General features: G+C 52.6%; 10 protein-coding genes. 6 read left to right on the forward strand and 4 right to left on the reverse strand.

What is annotated here, in order from left to right; genetic code table 11:
- Positions 1-596: 596 nt before the first annotated feature.
- On the reverse strand, positions 597-1,211 hold the full coding sequence (locus AC6CHM_RS24880; RefSeq protein ID WP_498175994.1) for a hypothetical protein: 615 nt from the start codon (positions 1,209-1,211) through the stop codon (positions 597-599).
- A gap of 504 nt (positions 1,212-1,715) precedes the next feature.
- Here AC6CHM_RS24880 and AC6CHM_RS24885 point away from each other — a divergent pair.
- The 6 genes from AC6CHM_RS24885 (at position 1,716) to AC6CHM_RS24910 (ending at position 9,328) form a co-directional block, all read left to right on the forward strand.
- Positions 1,716-2,303: a KwaA family protein gene (locus AC6CHM_RS24885; RefSeq protein WP_498175996.1), complete on the forward strand. Its 588-nt coding sequence runs from the start codon at positions 1,716-1,718 to the stop codon at positions 2,301-2,303.
- A 1-nt stretch (position 2,304) separates the two neighbouring features.
- The gene (locus tag AC6CHM_RS24890; protein WP_498175998.1) at positions 2,305-3,219 is read left to right on the forward strand and encodes a Kiwa anti-phage protein KwaB-like domain-containing protein; all 915 of its coding nucleotides are present in this window, start codon (positions 2,305-2,307) and stop codon (positions 3,217-3,219) included.
- A gap of 205 nt (positions 3,220-3,424) precedes the next feature.
- Positions 3,425-5,164, forward strand: a complete 1,740-nt coding sequence (locus AC6CHM_RS24895; protein WP_498176000.1) for a hypothetical protein — start codon at positions 3,425-3,427, stop codon at positions 5,162-5,164.
- Complete coding sequence (locus AC6CHM_RS24900; RefSeq protein ID WP_498176002.1) at positions 5,161-6,894, forward strand: hypothetical protein; 1,734 nt, start codon at positions 5,161-5,163, stop codon at positions 6,892-6,894. The genes AC6CHM_RS24895 and AC6CHM_RS24900 overlap by 4 nt, the downstream gene beginning before the upstream one ends.
- Positions 6,895-7,217: 323 nt before the next feature.
- Positions 7,218-8,864 carry a DNA cytosine methyltransferase gene (locus tag AC6CHM_RS24905; RefSeq protein WP_498176004.1) on the forward strand — a complete coding sequence of 549 codons (1,647 nt, stop codon included), beginning with the start codon at positions 7,218-7,220 and terminating at the stop codon, positions 8,862-8,864.
- Positions 8,865-8,875: 11 nt separating this feature from the next.
- Positions 8,876-9,328 carry a very short patch repair endonuclease gene (locus tag AC6CHM_RS24910; RefSeq protein ID WP_498176006.1) on the forward strand — a complete coding sequence of 151 codons (453 nt, stop codon included), beginning with the start codon at positions 8,876-8,878 and terminating at the stop codon, positions 9,326-9,328.
- On the opposite strand, the gene AC6CHM_RS24915 is transcribed toward AC6CHM_RS24910, so the two are convergent.
- The 3 genes from AC6CHM_RS24915 to AC6CHM_RS24925 all read right to left on the reverse strand — a co-directional run bounded on the left by AC6CHM_RS24915 (position 9,290) and on the right by AC6CHM_RS24925 (position 13,511).
- Complete coding sequence (locus tag AC6CHM_RS24915; RefSeq protein ID WP_498176008.1) at positions 9,290-9,955, reverse strand: protein NO VEIN domain-containing protein; 666 nt, start codon at positions 9,953-9,955, stop codon at positions 9,290-9,292. The genes AC6CHM_RS24910 and AC6CHM_RS24915 overlap by 39 nt on opposite strands.
- Before the next feature lie 262 nt (positions 9,956-10,217).
- Positions 10,218-12,152 carry a DEAD/DEAH box helicase gene (locus AC6CHM_RS24920; protein ID WP_498176010.1) on the reverse strand — a complete coding sequence of 645 codons (1,935 nt, stop codon included), beginning with the start codon at positions 12,150-12,152 and terminating at the stop codon, positions 10,218-10,220.
- Between the two features lie 48 nt (positions 12,153-12,200).
- Entirely contained in the window at positions 12,201-13,511 is a 1,311-nt protein-coding gene (locus tag AC6CHM_RS24925; protein ID WP_498176012.1) for a hypothetical protein, read from the reverse strand.
- Positions 13,512-14,477: the final 966 nt, after the last annotated feature.

Genomic DNA, 14,477 nt, shown 5'->3' on the forward strand with positions numbered 1-14,477 from the left:
TTTAAGAGCAAAGCGACACACGCTTACGAATTACTGCTGCGTTCAAACAGGGAAGTTGTCAGCAACCCTTCCTTTGAAAATGCCGATAATAAGCTAGTTTGCACTAATTTCGATTGTAGCGCAGATTTCTACAATCTCTGTTAAAGCCTTGTACTAAAATGATTATCGATGACTTACTTGCGTCAAGGGGGAGTTTGCCTCAGCAAACTTGGCGCAATTCGGATAAACTTCCAGTATCTTTGTACAAACCGTTATAGGGGCAACTTAGCAGTACGTCGTGAATCTGGGCGAACGATGGCGGATTGCGCCGCCACGTCGGCCATCCACCCTCGTCGGTCTCAAAAGCCGAGTTTATTGACATAGTGGCAATGGATAACCAAAGATCGTCGCTCATAGCACTCCGCCGTCCATAATCCGGTTGCTGCCGGAGCCGTAGAGCTGTGTCTATCGCTCCCAGCGTGTGTCGGTAGCGAGATACTCCCATATCACAGTCTTCACCGTCACGGCGTCGGACCAGTCTATAGAGTAGCGGTAGCGACCGGGCTCGACCGTAATCCAGCCGCCGACCATGACTTCCTCGTCGAGCAGCTGAGTGGTCATGCGACTGCCGACCTCTGGCCAGACAGAAAGTTCCGCAACGGTACGACAGTCTCGAAGACGCCACGCTGCTCCGGACTTAGCTGCTCCAGCGGTACGAACGCGACGTGATCAGGCGCGTCGAGCAGCGGCTCGCCGATCTCGTGATAGGCGTGGCCACGAGCGTTCTTTAATATGACGCGCCGTACTTTGTCGGTATCGGGAAAGAGGGTGAACGGCTGCAGGTTTTCGAACAGGAGAAGCTGTCTGTGCGGACCTCTTTTGAGGGATCGGACTACGTGGCGGTTACTCCGCAGAATGGTTGCCGCTTCGGGATGCTGCGCCGGATCGGGATAGAGGCTGCCAGCCATGACCGCGTGAAGCGCGCAGAGAAGGTAATTTTCGTCGGGCGAGAAGCTGGAATTACAGCGCCGACAGACGATAACTTGTGGCAGATAATCCTTTTCACCACCCGCACCGCTGTCATAGTTGGCGCCCCGTTCTCGAAGAGCCTTCGTCAGAAGCGACTTGGTCGGAACATGGTCACGATTGCTTTCGATGTCGACAATCGCTGCGCCACAGTGGATGCACCAGGCCTTCAGACGATCGTCAGTGAAATCCTCAATTTCCCGCACCCGCCGAATCCTTCGCTAGTGTTGCCTGCTTTCGCGCAGTGGGTGATCATCTGAACGGAGGCAAGGAATCTACGCCTAATCTCTGAAAGTTGCCAGTCCGCTTCCGCCCCAGTCTCGGTCATTGGATGACAACAGCTTAGCGACCACTAGGGCCGCAATGACGAGTAGATTACATGCGTTGTTTGGTTCACCTACCAGTTCCAGATTAATGGACAGTGGCTCATTGGAAAACTCACGTCGAATACCAAACGCCTTGAGGGGAAGCGACTAGGCGCAGCCATCGATTAACCAATGAAATCACATGAAACAATCACAGGGGTCAAATGCTTCAGCAAGAAAACCGCCTGCCTATGCTGGAGCCTCTTTTCCGCAACGAAATACCAACGCTCTAGAATTACTTGGCCAACACTCTCAGGTAGGCTATTGAACAAATCTATGGGAGTTCAAATGTTTGTTCACAGACAACGGCGTTTGATCAGGTAGGGCCGCGTTTTGCAATTTCGAGTGGTTCCAGCGCTGATCGTTTTCATTGGCTCGTATCTGCCCTTGAGCTTGATTTTGCTTGCCCAAAATTATGACTATGATGCGGCCTCGAGACCGTGGTGCTTAAGCGTCTGGAATTCCGAATGTTCAATGCCTTTTAAAAATTCGACTGTAGCTTTATCCATATTCTCTGTGACGTTCGGCTGCTTTATTCTGACGCTTATCGTGCTGTCGTGGCTAAATCCGAAAACGGAGATTGTTTTACGGTCTGTCGAACATGTGCCCGCCGATCTCATGAACTATACACTTCCTTACGTCGTCTCATTCATGAGCATCGACTATCAAGACGTCGGAAAGTTCGTGGGCCTTATCATTTTTCTACTATGGATGTTTTGGATCACTTACCGATCCGGACAAATCATCCTCAATCCGCTCCTGATCGCATTCGGCTGGCGGCTCTACGACATTACCTACGCATTTTCGGGCTCACAGACGGTGCATTCGGCCCGTGCACTCTCTCGAGGATACATAGCCGCGAACGAGCGACGTAGACAAATAGCCGTGCAGGACATCTATATCATCAAGCCTAACAAAGAGGGGGCCACATAGCATGCCCGTCCCGCATAGCCTCACGGAATTCAATATTCCAGAATCCAATGTCAGTGTATGGCTTTTCCGGAGGTCTGGTAAATCAGATAATCCAATTTTCACGGGACATTGGATTCAAACGGATGATGCGCTTGAATCCGCGCTAAGGGCGGCTGTCAGCCATGCAAGGGACGGCATCGTGGAAGCCAACGATTTCGACATCCTGGCGGAAATCAGTTCGGAGCAAGCTCTTCTCATCGAGACCGAGGTAACACACGCCGGGCAGATTGTTGAAAAGGCCGCCGACCTATTACCAGCAAAGCGCGCAGCTAATATCGGCCATATGCAGAACACCGACTTTTACGCCGTAAAGTTTACACATGGCGATAATGTCCTGCACGCGGTGCGGAGAACGGATGACTCTTGGACGACGAGGCAAACACGTAGTCGCATCAACGTCGTTTTTTCGGGCGACGAGCTTGGTCTTGAAGAGAATCCTTCCTTCACACTCTCCCGTTATGTCGATTTTTTCATCGTGGGCGAAGATATTGTCATCCTAAACAAGAAAAATTTCGAAACCGTCCTCAGCTACAAACAGGCACATGCGGATGACTTCGCTTTGCTTCAAGCGGAGGCAGCTTTCTCTGACATGTTCACTGACATGGCGACTCTAGTCGCCTACGTAGGGTCAAACACGCTCCATCTCCGCCGCTTAAGTGCCATTCGTCAGAAGGGCCACTACCAAGACGTTGTCTTCATGGATAACCTGCGTCAGAACTACGGTCAGGCAGGGTTGAACCTAACGTTTGATAATACCGGAAAAATCGTGCCCAGCTCCGCTCAATGCCCGGACATAATACGGGCCTTACTCAATCACCGACTTTATTCCCTCTTTTCACAAGGATATTTCGATGTACAAAGTACTACCCCTGTTTAAGAGGCGACCATTAATTACACACACGACCGCTGCCTACAGGAACTGCAAGCCCCAACAGCCTCTTTAGTTTCGGGGAAGTCGATAGGCATGAAAGACTCATCTGACAACTGCCTCTATATCGGACGGAGAATGTGATAATCGTTTTCCATTAACGTCGGAGCTTGCTATACGCGGGGGCAACCATCAAATGCGGTAAACTTTAAGAATGTCGGATGAACAGTCGCATACAACCATTTCGACAGACATGGCCGTGCGCGCGGCTATGGACAATAGCAGCCTCATTTCGTTGATTGAAGGGGTTGAATTCAACGAACTGGAAGCTATCGGAAAGAGCATAGCCTGTATCCATAATTCCGGCGACCGCGATGCGATATCGACTTTCGATAAATTAGACTGGCCAGACACTCCAGATCACCGGCGCCAAACAAGACTTGGATATGTGATCAAGGGCCTCATCGGGTCGATCGAAGAAAAAACTTCTCCGCTTCTTGATTTCATCAATCGTATGAGACCGCGGTTTACCGGATCGGGCTTATACCAGCTTCAGTCCGGCATTGAATTTTGGCTGCTGTCACACAGCGAACGCGCCCCAGAGGTAGTCGAGATCATCCTATCTTCCTACGATGATGGTGCGCTCATCGGGCCAGCTCTCAAAGCATGGAGGCACCATTCCGTGGAAGACGCATTGGGCGCAATTTTGATGATTAGCCAAAATCCCCGCGTGGAATTAAGGCGGCAAGCAATTTATGCACTTAGCGGGTTCACACAGGCGACAGACGTGATCCGAGATGCCGCGGCAGCTCGACTTGCAGCAGTTATTGATGATGTAACTGCAGAAGAGCGTATCACGGCCATTGCATCTGCAATGACCGTGATCGACGAATCAAACGCAACTCCTCATGGGTTGGTCGAAGCGCTCAAGCGGGCTTGCGAGCAGCCGCCTCCATTGGTCCGCCATCAGCTTATCCAAGGCTGGGCTTTTAGAAAAAAGGTTTATCCTGAGCAGCTGAATGATCCGATCATTGAGTTACTGAAAACCGTGCCCGCTGATTGCGAGCAGACGCTAGACGTTGTCGACAGCGCGATATCCAGTATGGATTTGGTGAGCGATCGCCACAAGGTCTTCGACCTTCTAACAGCAATCCTTTCGCAGGAGGGAAACCGTCCCGCTCTCAGAAGCTTCGACTCCACGATCCACAAGATACGAACCTCAAACGAGGTCGATCTCGGCTGGTTTACAGTGAATTGGCTTCTACAGGGCAGGTTTGAAATCTGCTTGGAGGTTCACGACCTTTTTCTGCCATTGGATATGCGCACCTACGATTTCAGCATCAATGAGTTTAACCTGGCACCGAAAGAGGTTTCATATCTCGCCAGGAAAATCTTCGGCTTCATGATGTTTTGCCACGGACCGGCGATATCACTTTTGTACGCCTGCCTTTCGAGTCTCGGCACGAAGGATCGCCTATCTTTAGAGCGGGAAACTGCCAACTTCTGGCTACGAAACTACCCCGACGACATCAAGATCTTTGACGCACTGCTACTTGCCCATCCACGGGAGGGAATGGAAAAAAGCGTGAGACGTTTGCACCAGCTCGTTGACGGATACGAGAAGCCGCTGCAAAAGCTCCCCCGAAACCCAGCGCTACGATCGTCGACGATGGAACGTCAGGTGCAGGCTGAACTCGCCTACCAACGCAACAACGAAATAAGGAAATCAGCGGAGCGGCAGTCTATCCTTTCGTCCATGTTCCACAAAAGCATACTTCTCTATGGCCGGTCATCGATCAACTACATGTATAATGAGCCCGAAGAGCCCATTCGCCAGGTTGTTCCCCTCAAATCCTTCGAGACTTCGACGCAGATGCCACGCATGGACGGCCTTTATCCCGTCAGATTGAGCTATTTAGTCCATCGTTTTCGAACTGAAAGACGTCCCGCTTGAAACTCCTGCTGAAACAGTATCTTTCTTCACTCAACGAGAGAGATGAACTCGACGTGGTCCTGCCCGATATCCTTAGTGAGATCGGCTTCAATGTCATATCCCGGCCGAAGCGTGGGACGACGCAATATGGTGTCGACGTCGTCGCGATTGGTCCTCATCCGACAACCGGTACCAATGCACTTTTCCTTTTGTCGATCAAATCCGGCGATCTTACCAGGGATGAGTGGGCATCTGGTAAGCAAGCGTTGCGACCCTCGTTAGAAGAGATTCTAGAAGTCTACATTCCAAAGCACCTGCCTGCGCGCCACAAGGAACTCCCGGTCGTGATCGCCTTGTGCTTTGGTGGTGATATCCAGGAAGATGTACGGCTTCGCGTACAGGGTTTCATCGAGAAAAACACTGAAGCCGGGAGGATCGAGTTTGAAGAGTGGAACGGCGATCGCATAGCTGAAATGATGATTACGGGTGTGCTTCGGGAGAAGATCTTTCCAAAAGAGATGCAGAATTCCTTTCGCAAGGCTGTGGCCTTCGTTGATGAGCCCGCCGTGTGCATCGCCCACTTTGCTGAGCTTCTGCGACAAATCCTTTCGTCTCCGCCGAAAAATCACACAATTAGGCTCAGAATGGCCCGACAGATTTACCTCGCCACGTGGACAATTTTTGTGTGGTGTCGTGACGTCCACAATCTGGAGGCGGCTTACAAGGCAAGTGCGCTCGCATCGCTTTGGCTTTGGGACTTGTGTCGCGACCATTTTGGCAAAACCGGACGAGCTAGGGAATTGAGCGAAGTTGTCGACAAATCGATTGGTTTGAATCGCGGCATCGCTGCGCTGTTCATTCAACTGCATGTCGAGCCCTATAGCCATGCGATAGACGGTCTAGGCATGGCGGTACCCTCGACCGCGAGTGTGGACATAAACCTTAAGCTTTTCGAAGTCCTCGGCCGGGTTTCGCTCTTTGGTCTCTGGCTCGTCTGGATGAGAGAGGCCACGAGGGGCCTGGACACCGACGACGATGCCGCGCTTGATCAACACATCCAGCAAACTCTTTCGTTGATTATCGACCTCATCGACAAAAACAGGACCTTCGATAGCCCGATCAGAGACGATCATGCCATTGAAATATCGCTGGCAAGCTTGTTTCTTCTCCACTGCAACGCTGGCGACTATCTCGCCGGCTGGCTTCAAAATATCATGCGGCTTACGATCTTCAGCTATCGCACATATGGTCCCTATCCCTGCATTCTACGCGAATATAGCGAGTTAGCCGCTCACCCACGGTCAGGAGATGCTTACCGCGAGGAAGTGACCGCGGGTAGCATTCTCTATCCCACATTGGCGCTCCTTTTTGCAATCATCGGAGAGAAAGGCGCGTTCCAGGAGCTTGCGGCCTTCCGGGAGAGTAAAATGAGCCACAGCACATGGCAGCTCTGGGTCCCCGACGAAACAACAGAAGCAGTATTTTACCGCAACACCGCTGTTCACGGTTCCGCGATAACCCACGTTAACACATCGGCGGGCCCAGCGAAGCTGATCGAACAGCTGGAGATAGAAATCTCGGCAGGGCAGGATTTTGGGTCGCTTTCCGCGATAATGAAAGGTGCCTGGCCATTGGTCTTGATCGCATGCCAGACCTATCGCTTGCCTGTTCCAATCCATTTTTGGGCGCTCTCATCACCACTCCCAGATGATATAAAAGACATAGACATCGTCAAAGCTGATAGCCCGTAAGCATAGGGCACCAATGGCCGCTTCTTCACGAGCCAATATAGCAAGCAGACATAAGCGGCGCTGGCCCTACATTGACATCGCGCCAGGAGAGGCTCTTCCAAGCAACATAATGTCTCCTTGTAGCTGCCTCCAAGGCGTCTTTTGGTGGTGTTCAGCTGCCGGAAACCGGACGCCCTTAATCAGCATCACTTGGATAGCTTGCCGCTCGATGATACGTTCGATCACTCAAATCAACATTTGGTACGTCAGGGTCTAGATCTCGAGCGTTGAATCTGTCATTTGATAAAGTGTTGGTACTTGAAATTTATTTTGCGAGGACGTCGATGCAAAGACCAAGGGCGATAGACTTGTACTCAGGAGTCGGAGGATGGTCCCTAGGTCTCCAGCTTGCTGGCATCGAAGTTGTTGCTTCTTATGAGCGGTGGGGTCCCGCCAATGAGACGAACTTTAAGAACAATCAACACCAAGCACAAACGGTCGATATCAGGCGGCTTTCAGTCGATGAGCTGCCTGGCAATATCGATATAGTCGTCGGAAGTCCGCCTTGTACTCAATTCTCCTTCTCCAACCGTGGAGGCAGTGGTGACCTAAAGGATGGCTTGATCGATATCGTGAAGTTCCTGACTATTGTAGATCACCTAAAGCCGCGCATTTGGGCAATGGAGAACGTACCTCGGGTGGCACCTATCCTGCATCGCGAGCTCGAGGAAGGAGGATTGCTCCATCGCTTTACACACCTCGGACTCCAAGCGAACATTGTGAGCATGGACGAATTCGGCCTCCCACAGCGTCGTCGGCGCTGCATCGCTGGCAATTTCGACTATTCACTACTCTCAACCTACGCGCCGCGCGCTGCACCTACCTTAGAATCTGTCGTGGCTGCACTTAGTGCCGATCCAGTAGTCGACCCGATCTATGGAAATTCCATCCCCCGCCAGGCCCTCTTCGACCACGAAGCAGAAGTGGAGTTGAACGAAGAGGAAGTGCGGATAAATCGAGCCACGAAGACCCTTCATCCGGTCTATAATTCTATGCCGTTCCCGGATCCTCTCGACCGGACGGTGAGAACGATCACCGCCACTTGCACGCGCGTTTCCCGAGAGAGCATCATCATAGAGCAGCCGGATAAAGGTACCTATCGCCGCCTGACGATCCGAGAACGCGCTACGCTCCAAGGATTTCCAATCACCTTCCAGTTCTATGGAGCTAACAATAGCCAGAAGCTTCGGATGGTCGGAAATGCCATTCCTCCATCTTTCACTTATCTGGTCGCGCAGGCGTTCCTCGGTAAATCTGCCGATGACTTGGTGCCTATTGAAGATGCCGCCGCCCATCTGACAGATCCCACCCCAAAGCCGGACATCACGCTAGTCGATAGTGCCGGCGCGAGATTCCCAGCGAACCGCACATTCCGTTTCGCCATCCCGAGCCTTCGCCTCAAGAGTGGAGTTCGATTCGAACTAGGTAATCAGGGTGTGGCAGGCAAAAGCGAATGGCGCGTCGCGTTCTGGTTCGGAACATCGAAGGACATTAAGGGGTTGGACTTGAGTCCAACCCTGATAAGCCGAGTGATGGACGCGTTACCTTCAGACGCGCAAACGGCTCTTGCGGAACCGATCGACGCACTCGAAGCGATACTCAAGGGAGCTGATCTACAGAACATGCAGACATTGTGGAGCCATCGCGGGCCAGGTCGGACGCGACCGTTCATGCTCCTGGACGAGTTGGATCATGCCGGATCTCTCATCCAAGCCGTCCTTGCACCCTTCGAAGCAAACGCTCGGACCATAGTAACGGACGTAGTCTCACACCAATATGGTATCGAGACTGCTACGTTGCCTGGCCTTGCCAAGTTGGACCGCAATGCTCTCCTAATCGTGTCTGGCGTTATTGTTGGTTCGCTGGCCAATAACTATCTATCGCGGACTGTCGACGCGACGACACTTCCAGACAGAGTTCACTCGACCTAGGTTGCTCCGGATTGACCGACAGACTCACCCCAGCGCAACGCAGCGCACATATGGCTCGCATCAAGAGGTCTGATACACGACCAGAAAGGGTTGTCCGATCGCTGTTGCACGGTCTGGGTTATCGGTTTCGCGTCCAGTTGAAAGGCGTTCCGGGCAGACCCGACATTGCTTTTGTGAAGCGTCGTATCGCGATCATGGTACATGGGTGCTTCTGGCATGCACACGGATGTCCCTGCTCGAACATCCCGAAGACCCGTACGGAATTCTGGGCGGACAAGTTCAGGGCCAACAAGGCGCGCGATGCCCGACTGCAGAAAGCCGCCGAAGCGGCCGGTTGGCGGTGTGTAGTGGTGTGGGAGTGTGAGACGAGGGACAAGGATGTCCTCGTGTCCCGCTTGTGCGCCGCGCTCGGCCCGCCCCGCATATCAGACGTCGATCGCGATGCATTCGAAGGTAACGGGTGAAATCGACCAGCCGTTTTCCTGGGTTTCTATCAGCGCCGCGTATGGGCCGCTGATCATCTCTGGTTGATATGAAGCATCGTTCATTCGGTCGCGATCAATTATGCACAGATGGTATGCCTCGCCTAAGCGCTGCGCAGCCTCGATCTCGTTCTGAGTCCAGAAGAAGCGACGTCGTCCAGTAAATGATTTTATCTCTAGGAAGTGATCGTGGACGATTGATGTCGGCGACGAAAAAGAGATGATATCGAAGCCGGCACCAGCGTCGGTGACGGAAATTCTGACGACTTGGTCGAGCAGCGGGTGCGTGGAGAGCCTGGAGCGCTCGCGTTCCAACAACCATTGCTCCGCAATTGAGCCGTTGACAGCCTGCTGATCCAAGCGTTCCTGCAGTGCTGTCTGTGAAATTACTATGCGACTTCGACTGTTCCATGAGCGAGCGGCATCAAGGAAGATGCTCTTAAACGGCTCTGAGATAACCCATCGACGGCTGCTCGAGCCAGTTCTTGAGGCGATGCCGAATTCAATTAACCACAAACGAAGGCCATCAACCGGTCCGGGTAACCGCATAGGATCGATCACGAGGTCGCCGTCGTGCAACTGCAGCGCGTGCGCGCCGCCGCTTGCCATCCGCTCTCTCGTCTCCCAAGCAACCCAGTATGCTATCCTAGATATCCAGCTATCGGCGCTGTAACCATCGCTGAAGATTCGATCGCCACGCCGCACCAACAACCCAGCCGCCTCAAGCATCGTGAGAGAATTATATGTCCTCGAATGTGATGCCCCCCTGCGGTAACATAGATCGCGCGCGGCTCGTTCGACACTGACCCCCTCACCTGCCTGACTGATAACCTCGATCAGAGCAATTGTCTGGCCAGCCGAAAGGAGTCCGTCAGCTTGTCTTGCGTCGTTCATAGGATTCGAAGATTGCTCGGATGTCATCGATCCCATCCTCGTCGGATGCGGCGGTCAGGAGTGGTATGTCGTCAGTGTCAACGAGATCAGCAAGCCGGCGCTCTTTAATGACAAGTCGAGCGTCTATATCATCATCGACCGTTCCCATCGACATCAGATGGATGTATCGGACGGGAAGGCCTCCTTTCGGATTATACCGGTGAATGCGGTCCTTTGATTGGATGTAGCGACCGGCATTGAAGTCACGGTCGAAGTAGATCGCTGTGCGGCAGGCCTTGTGTAAGGAGATCGATTCCCCCACCGCTTGTGGGTTCGCGATCAGGATCGCCTTGCCATCATAGCGATGAAAGGCATCAATGATAGCTTCGCGAGTTCCCTCGGCGGCTTCCCCCTCACCATCCATCCCCGAAACCGGTGTTGCGCCCGTCAGAACTTCCACGAACGGCGCGAGAGGTGACAGCGCCTTCCGGAGCCTCTCGAGATTTCCTAAAAAGTAGGACCAGATGAGGACCTTACCTTGCTCATTGAGGATGGACTTGACCAAGTCCCCACAGACTGTCAACCGCGCGAGATCGGTCTCCGGCCGAAACCCTTCGATCAACTCAGCAACATCCATCTCGCTGATGGTAAAGTCGCCGGTACCCCCCGTATCGAATACACCCTCATCTGCGAGCGGCTTCAACAAGAGTTCAGGGTTCACGCTGGCTTGGCGAAGTCGGATCAGCCTCGACTTCACACGGACGTTGCCTTCCGGTCTTTCGAACTCTAGGCGAATCTGGGGAACGATCTTACGTTCGAGCGCACGGTAGATTCGCTCTTGGTTCGGCCCCATCGCTATCTCGACTCTTTCCTCACTAACTTCGGGTAGGTTGAGATCAGCCTTCTTTATGCGCGTGAAGTATGGCTGGATTCGTTTCTTCAGCTGGTCTACCGCAGGTTGCATCGTCCCATCCGACATCGCTCTAAGTGTCGCGGCCGGGAAGCCGACGATGTTCCGCGTCGGATAGAGGAAGCGGAAGAGGTTGGCGAGGTCCTCATAACCGTTCGGCGCCGGTGTACCGGTCAGAATCACTCGACCTCGCGCGAGCGGTGCGAGCCTCAGTGCCGCATTGGCCTGGCGCCCATCAGAACTCTTGATATAGTGGGCCTCATCCAACACCATCATCGTGCCCGGACTACCGCGCGATAGGAACACTCGAAAGTCATCTTCGAGGTTCGCCATTGTCTGATAGGATGCAAGGGTGAGTTCGACTTTTCTTGATCCCACCGAGATTCCGCGGAGGTGGTCCGATCGCTCTAACAAGGGCGTGGCTCCACTGATTCTCCGGGAATCCGGTCTACGGCCAAATATCTCGTAGAACTCATCCTCCCAAGCCTTGAATGACGATAGCGGACCCACGATCAACAGTCGCTCAATTGATCGTGGATTCTCTACCGGGAGAGCGTGGAGATATGCGTACGCGGCATACACGATGGACGTCTTACCCGCGCCCGGCACCGAGAAATTACAGACATTCTGCGCGAAGGTCAGATGATAGGCGGAGAGCAACTGCTTCCTATAGAATGTGCGGTTAGGGCATTTGTGCTCGACAACGCTGACGAATTGGCGGAACTCATCCGTATCGAGTTGCCGGTGCCAGATTTCGTATGCCTTGGCAGAGAAATCTTGAAAGCGGTTTTCCTCGGCCTCGACAAATTCGAGCAGGTCCGCAACGCGCCCCTTGGCTTCGATCTCAATCCCGAGCCGAGCGAGGAGGCGCGAGATCGTCTGATACAGCGCCCCTAACGCATCGCTGTCCGTGGGAATCATCGCACAGTCTTCCTCATTGACCAAACCGCGGTGCTGTCTCAAGAATGCCGCGAATAGTGGATTTCGGCTGAGTTGTGCATCGACACCATGGATGATGAGCATGTCATTAACTGGTTCGAATGAGAGGGAGACAGTTACCACGGAACGCACTCAGATTTGACCAGAACGGTCGAAGCGCTTCTTAATGGCATAGGTCAATCGATTGATGTCCATTGCCAGCCCCAGATTTTCGGGCCCGTTTAAAAGGGCTTCGCCTTCTAGGTCGATTTTCTCAAGCAGCTCCTTCGCTCTGCGAAGATATTCGCTCGGCTTGAGTTCACGTGTGGCCAAGTCGAGGCTGTAGCTTGAACGGCCGAAATTTGATTTCATTGCTGGTCCGACTTCAGCCGACCATTGCTTGTCGCGCGCGCGCGCCGCGTCGACCTTTGTTTCGTATTCGTCTAAATGATCACGGATGAACTCGTCTAAGGAGCCCTGTTCCGACGTCATTGGATCCACAGTAGCCTGGTGCGTGTCTCGGAAATTCTCCCATATATCCTGTTTGGCAAAGAAATTGTTGCCGTTGCCCTGGTGTGAGATCTCTCGATATGCCTTCTTCGCATCGGCGAGCTCACCAAGTCGGATGTAGTCGAACTGGATTAGCTTGAGCTGTAGCGGTTCCAGGTCCGAATCAAATACCCAAGGAATCTTGTGCTTCCCGCCGTTGATCCGGTTCAGGTCGCCATGAAGATCCACGAACATTCCTTCCTTCGACCCGTCGCCATCCTTCAGCATCGTATAGAGGCGGGGTGCTCCGATATGAACGAGATACTCGTCCATCAATTCCATGATCTGAAGAAGGCGTTCTGCATTTCCGCGTTTTTCGTTCATCAGCTTATCGATCTGGTCTTTTGGGATTCCCAAATCAACATGTAGGCGGCGGACATGGAGGTATTTCTGTAGAGCGCCATATTCGACTTTAGCGTCCTCACCAAGCTGGTATTGCGTCTCCAGCCGCACGATCGCTTCCTGATTGTCGGCATATGCATGGGGGAGGATGATCGCGTCGAAATACTGTTTGATCCCCGTGGACTTCTCCAGCCGGCGCAACAGCATAGCACGCCGGTTGCCATCAATGATCACACCGTCTAGACTAACGATCCCAGGACGTTGCTGGCCCTTGTCCTTGAGGTCGGAGAGTGTCGCCTTATTTCTTTGAACGGCAGACTGCCACAGTAGCTCCTCTATTAGCTCGTGTAGATCCTCGTCATACTCCTCGGGCGAAGCTGCATTCTGCTCTTCCCAAGTAAGCATTTCTGCCTCAAGGCGGCCATTGTGTCGATTGTAGATCAAATAATCGAGGTTGATCGTTGAAACCTTATGGGGTTTCGTCTCTCCGTCATAGTGGAGTTTTTGGAGCACTTGCCCATCTTCTGGCACACGCAATTCGGAAAGCTTTTGCGTTCTCACATCTGCGCTCAACAACATTAACCCCCTCGCGAACCGGAATTTGACCGCCCGCCCCCAGTTTATCGTTTGCACCGATTCGCGCGATGCTGCTGCATTGATGCTAGCGCGCTTTGATCTCGAAAACTACAACGAGCACGACTGCTTTCCATTGTCGCACACTACGATCTTTAAATCCGAATTGAATGCTACGAATCCGACCGAAACTACAGCATCTGTGGCTATTGCTCGGAAGGGTCGACCTGCGGCATCCGGAACACAGTGTATCGGCGATCTGGTGTCTGAATTTCGTCAGTAAGCGTACGGTTCTCACCTCACGCTTCTATATCGTCTCTGCGTCCACGTCCCTTATCTAGGTTTCCGCGAACGACGGCGGAACACTCGTGCAAGGATGTCTGCGCCGCAAGTGCATTTGCCCCTGCGTCGCCACAGTAACGGCGACGCGTGCCTTCAGAACTTTTTTGCCACATACAGCTGAAATGCCGCTCGATAGCGCGTCCATAGATTTTCGCACCGCCTGCACGCTGAGAATTGAAATCGTTTAGTCAGAAACGACAGCGAATTTTTATCCGGCTTACCCGTACCCCGATTTGAAAGCTCAAAGACAAGATTTTGTTGTTTTTACTTAACATTTTGTATTATCCAGCATCGAAATAAGACTTATCTTCACCTCGTCTGGCTATAACGCCGAAGAATTCCAGGCTACCGTCGACGGTTCCTCTGCCGATTCTGCCATCGAAGGGTTGTGCATTCCTATAGTCGTCCAAGCTCCCGTTTTCCTTGTATTTCGGGCATTTTGTCGATCGCAGAGACGCTTCTTATCCTATTATCGGCATTTTCAAACGACCATTTTCTAATCACTTCCGATATTGTACAACGCCCTTGCAAACCGTGATATGTGTCGATATAAATCAATTTCATCGACATGTTTTATCAATATGTCGTTCCTATCGACATATTCCGCGAACGTGTCGACCAATC

This window comes from Phyllobacterium sp. GQ127 (genome assembly GCF_059758635.1).

Bases quoted from the DNA above. Each gene is read 5' to 3' on its own strand.
- AC6CHM_RS24890 (WP_498175998.1), top strand. From the start codon at position 2,305: ATGCCCGTCCCGCATAGCCTCACGGAATTCAATATTCCAGAATCCAAT.
- AC6CHM_RS24895 (WP_498176000.1), top strand. From the start codon at position 3,425: ATGTCGGATGAACAGTCGCATACAACCATTTCGACAGACATGGCCGTG.
- AC6CHM_RS24905 (WP_498176004.1), top strand. From the start codon at position 7,218: ATGCAAAGACCAAGGGCGATAGACTTGTACTCAGGAGTCGGAGGATGG.
- AC6CHM_RS24915 (WP_498176008.1), bottom strand. From the start codon at position 9,955: ATGGCAAGCGGCGGCGCGCACGCGCTGCAGTTGCACGACGGCGACCTC.
- AC6CHM_RS24920 (WP_498176010.1), bottom strand. From the start codon at position 12,152: ATGCTCATCATCCATGGTGTCGATGCACAACTCAGCCGAAATCCACTA.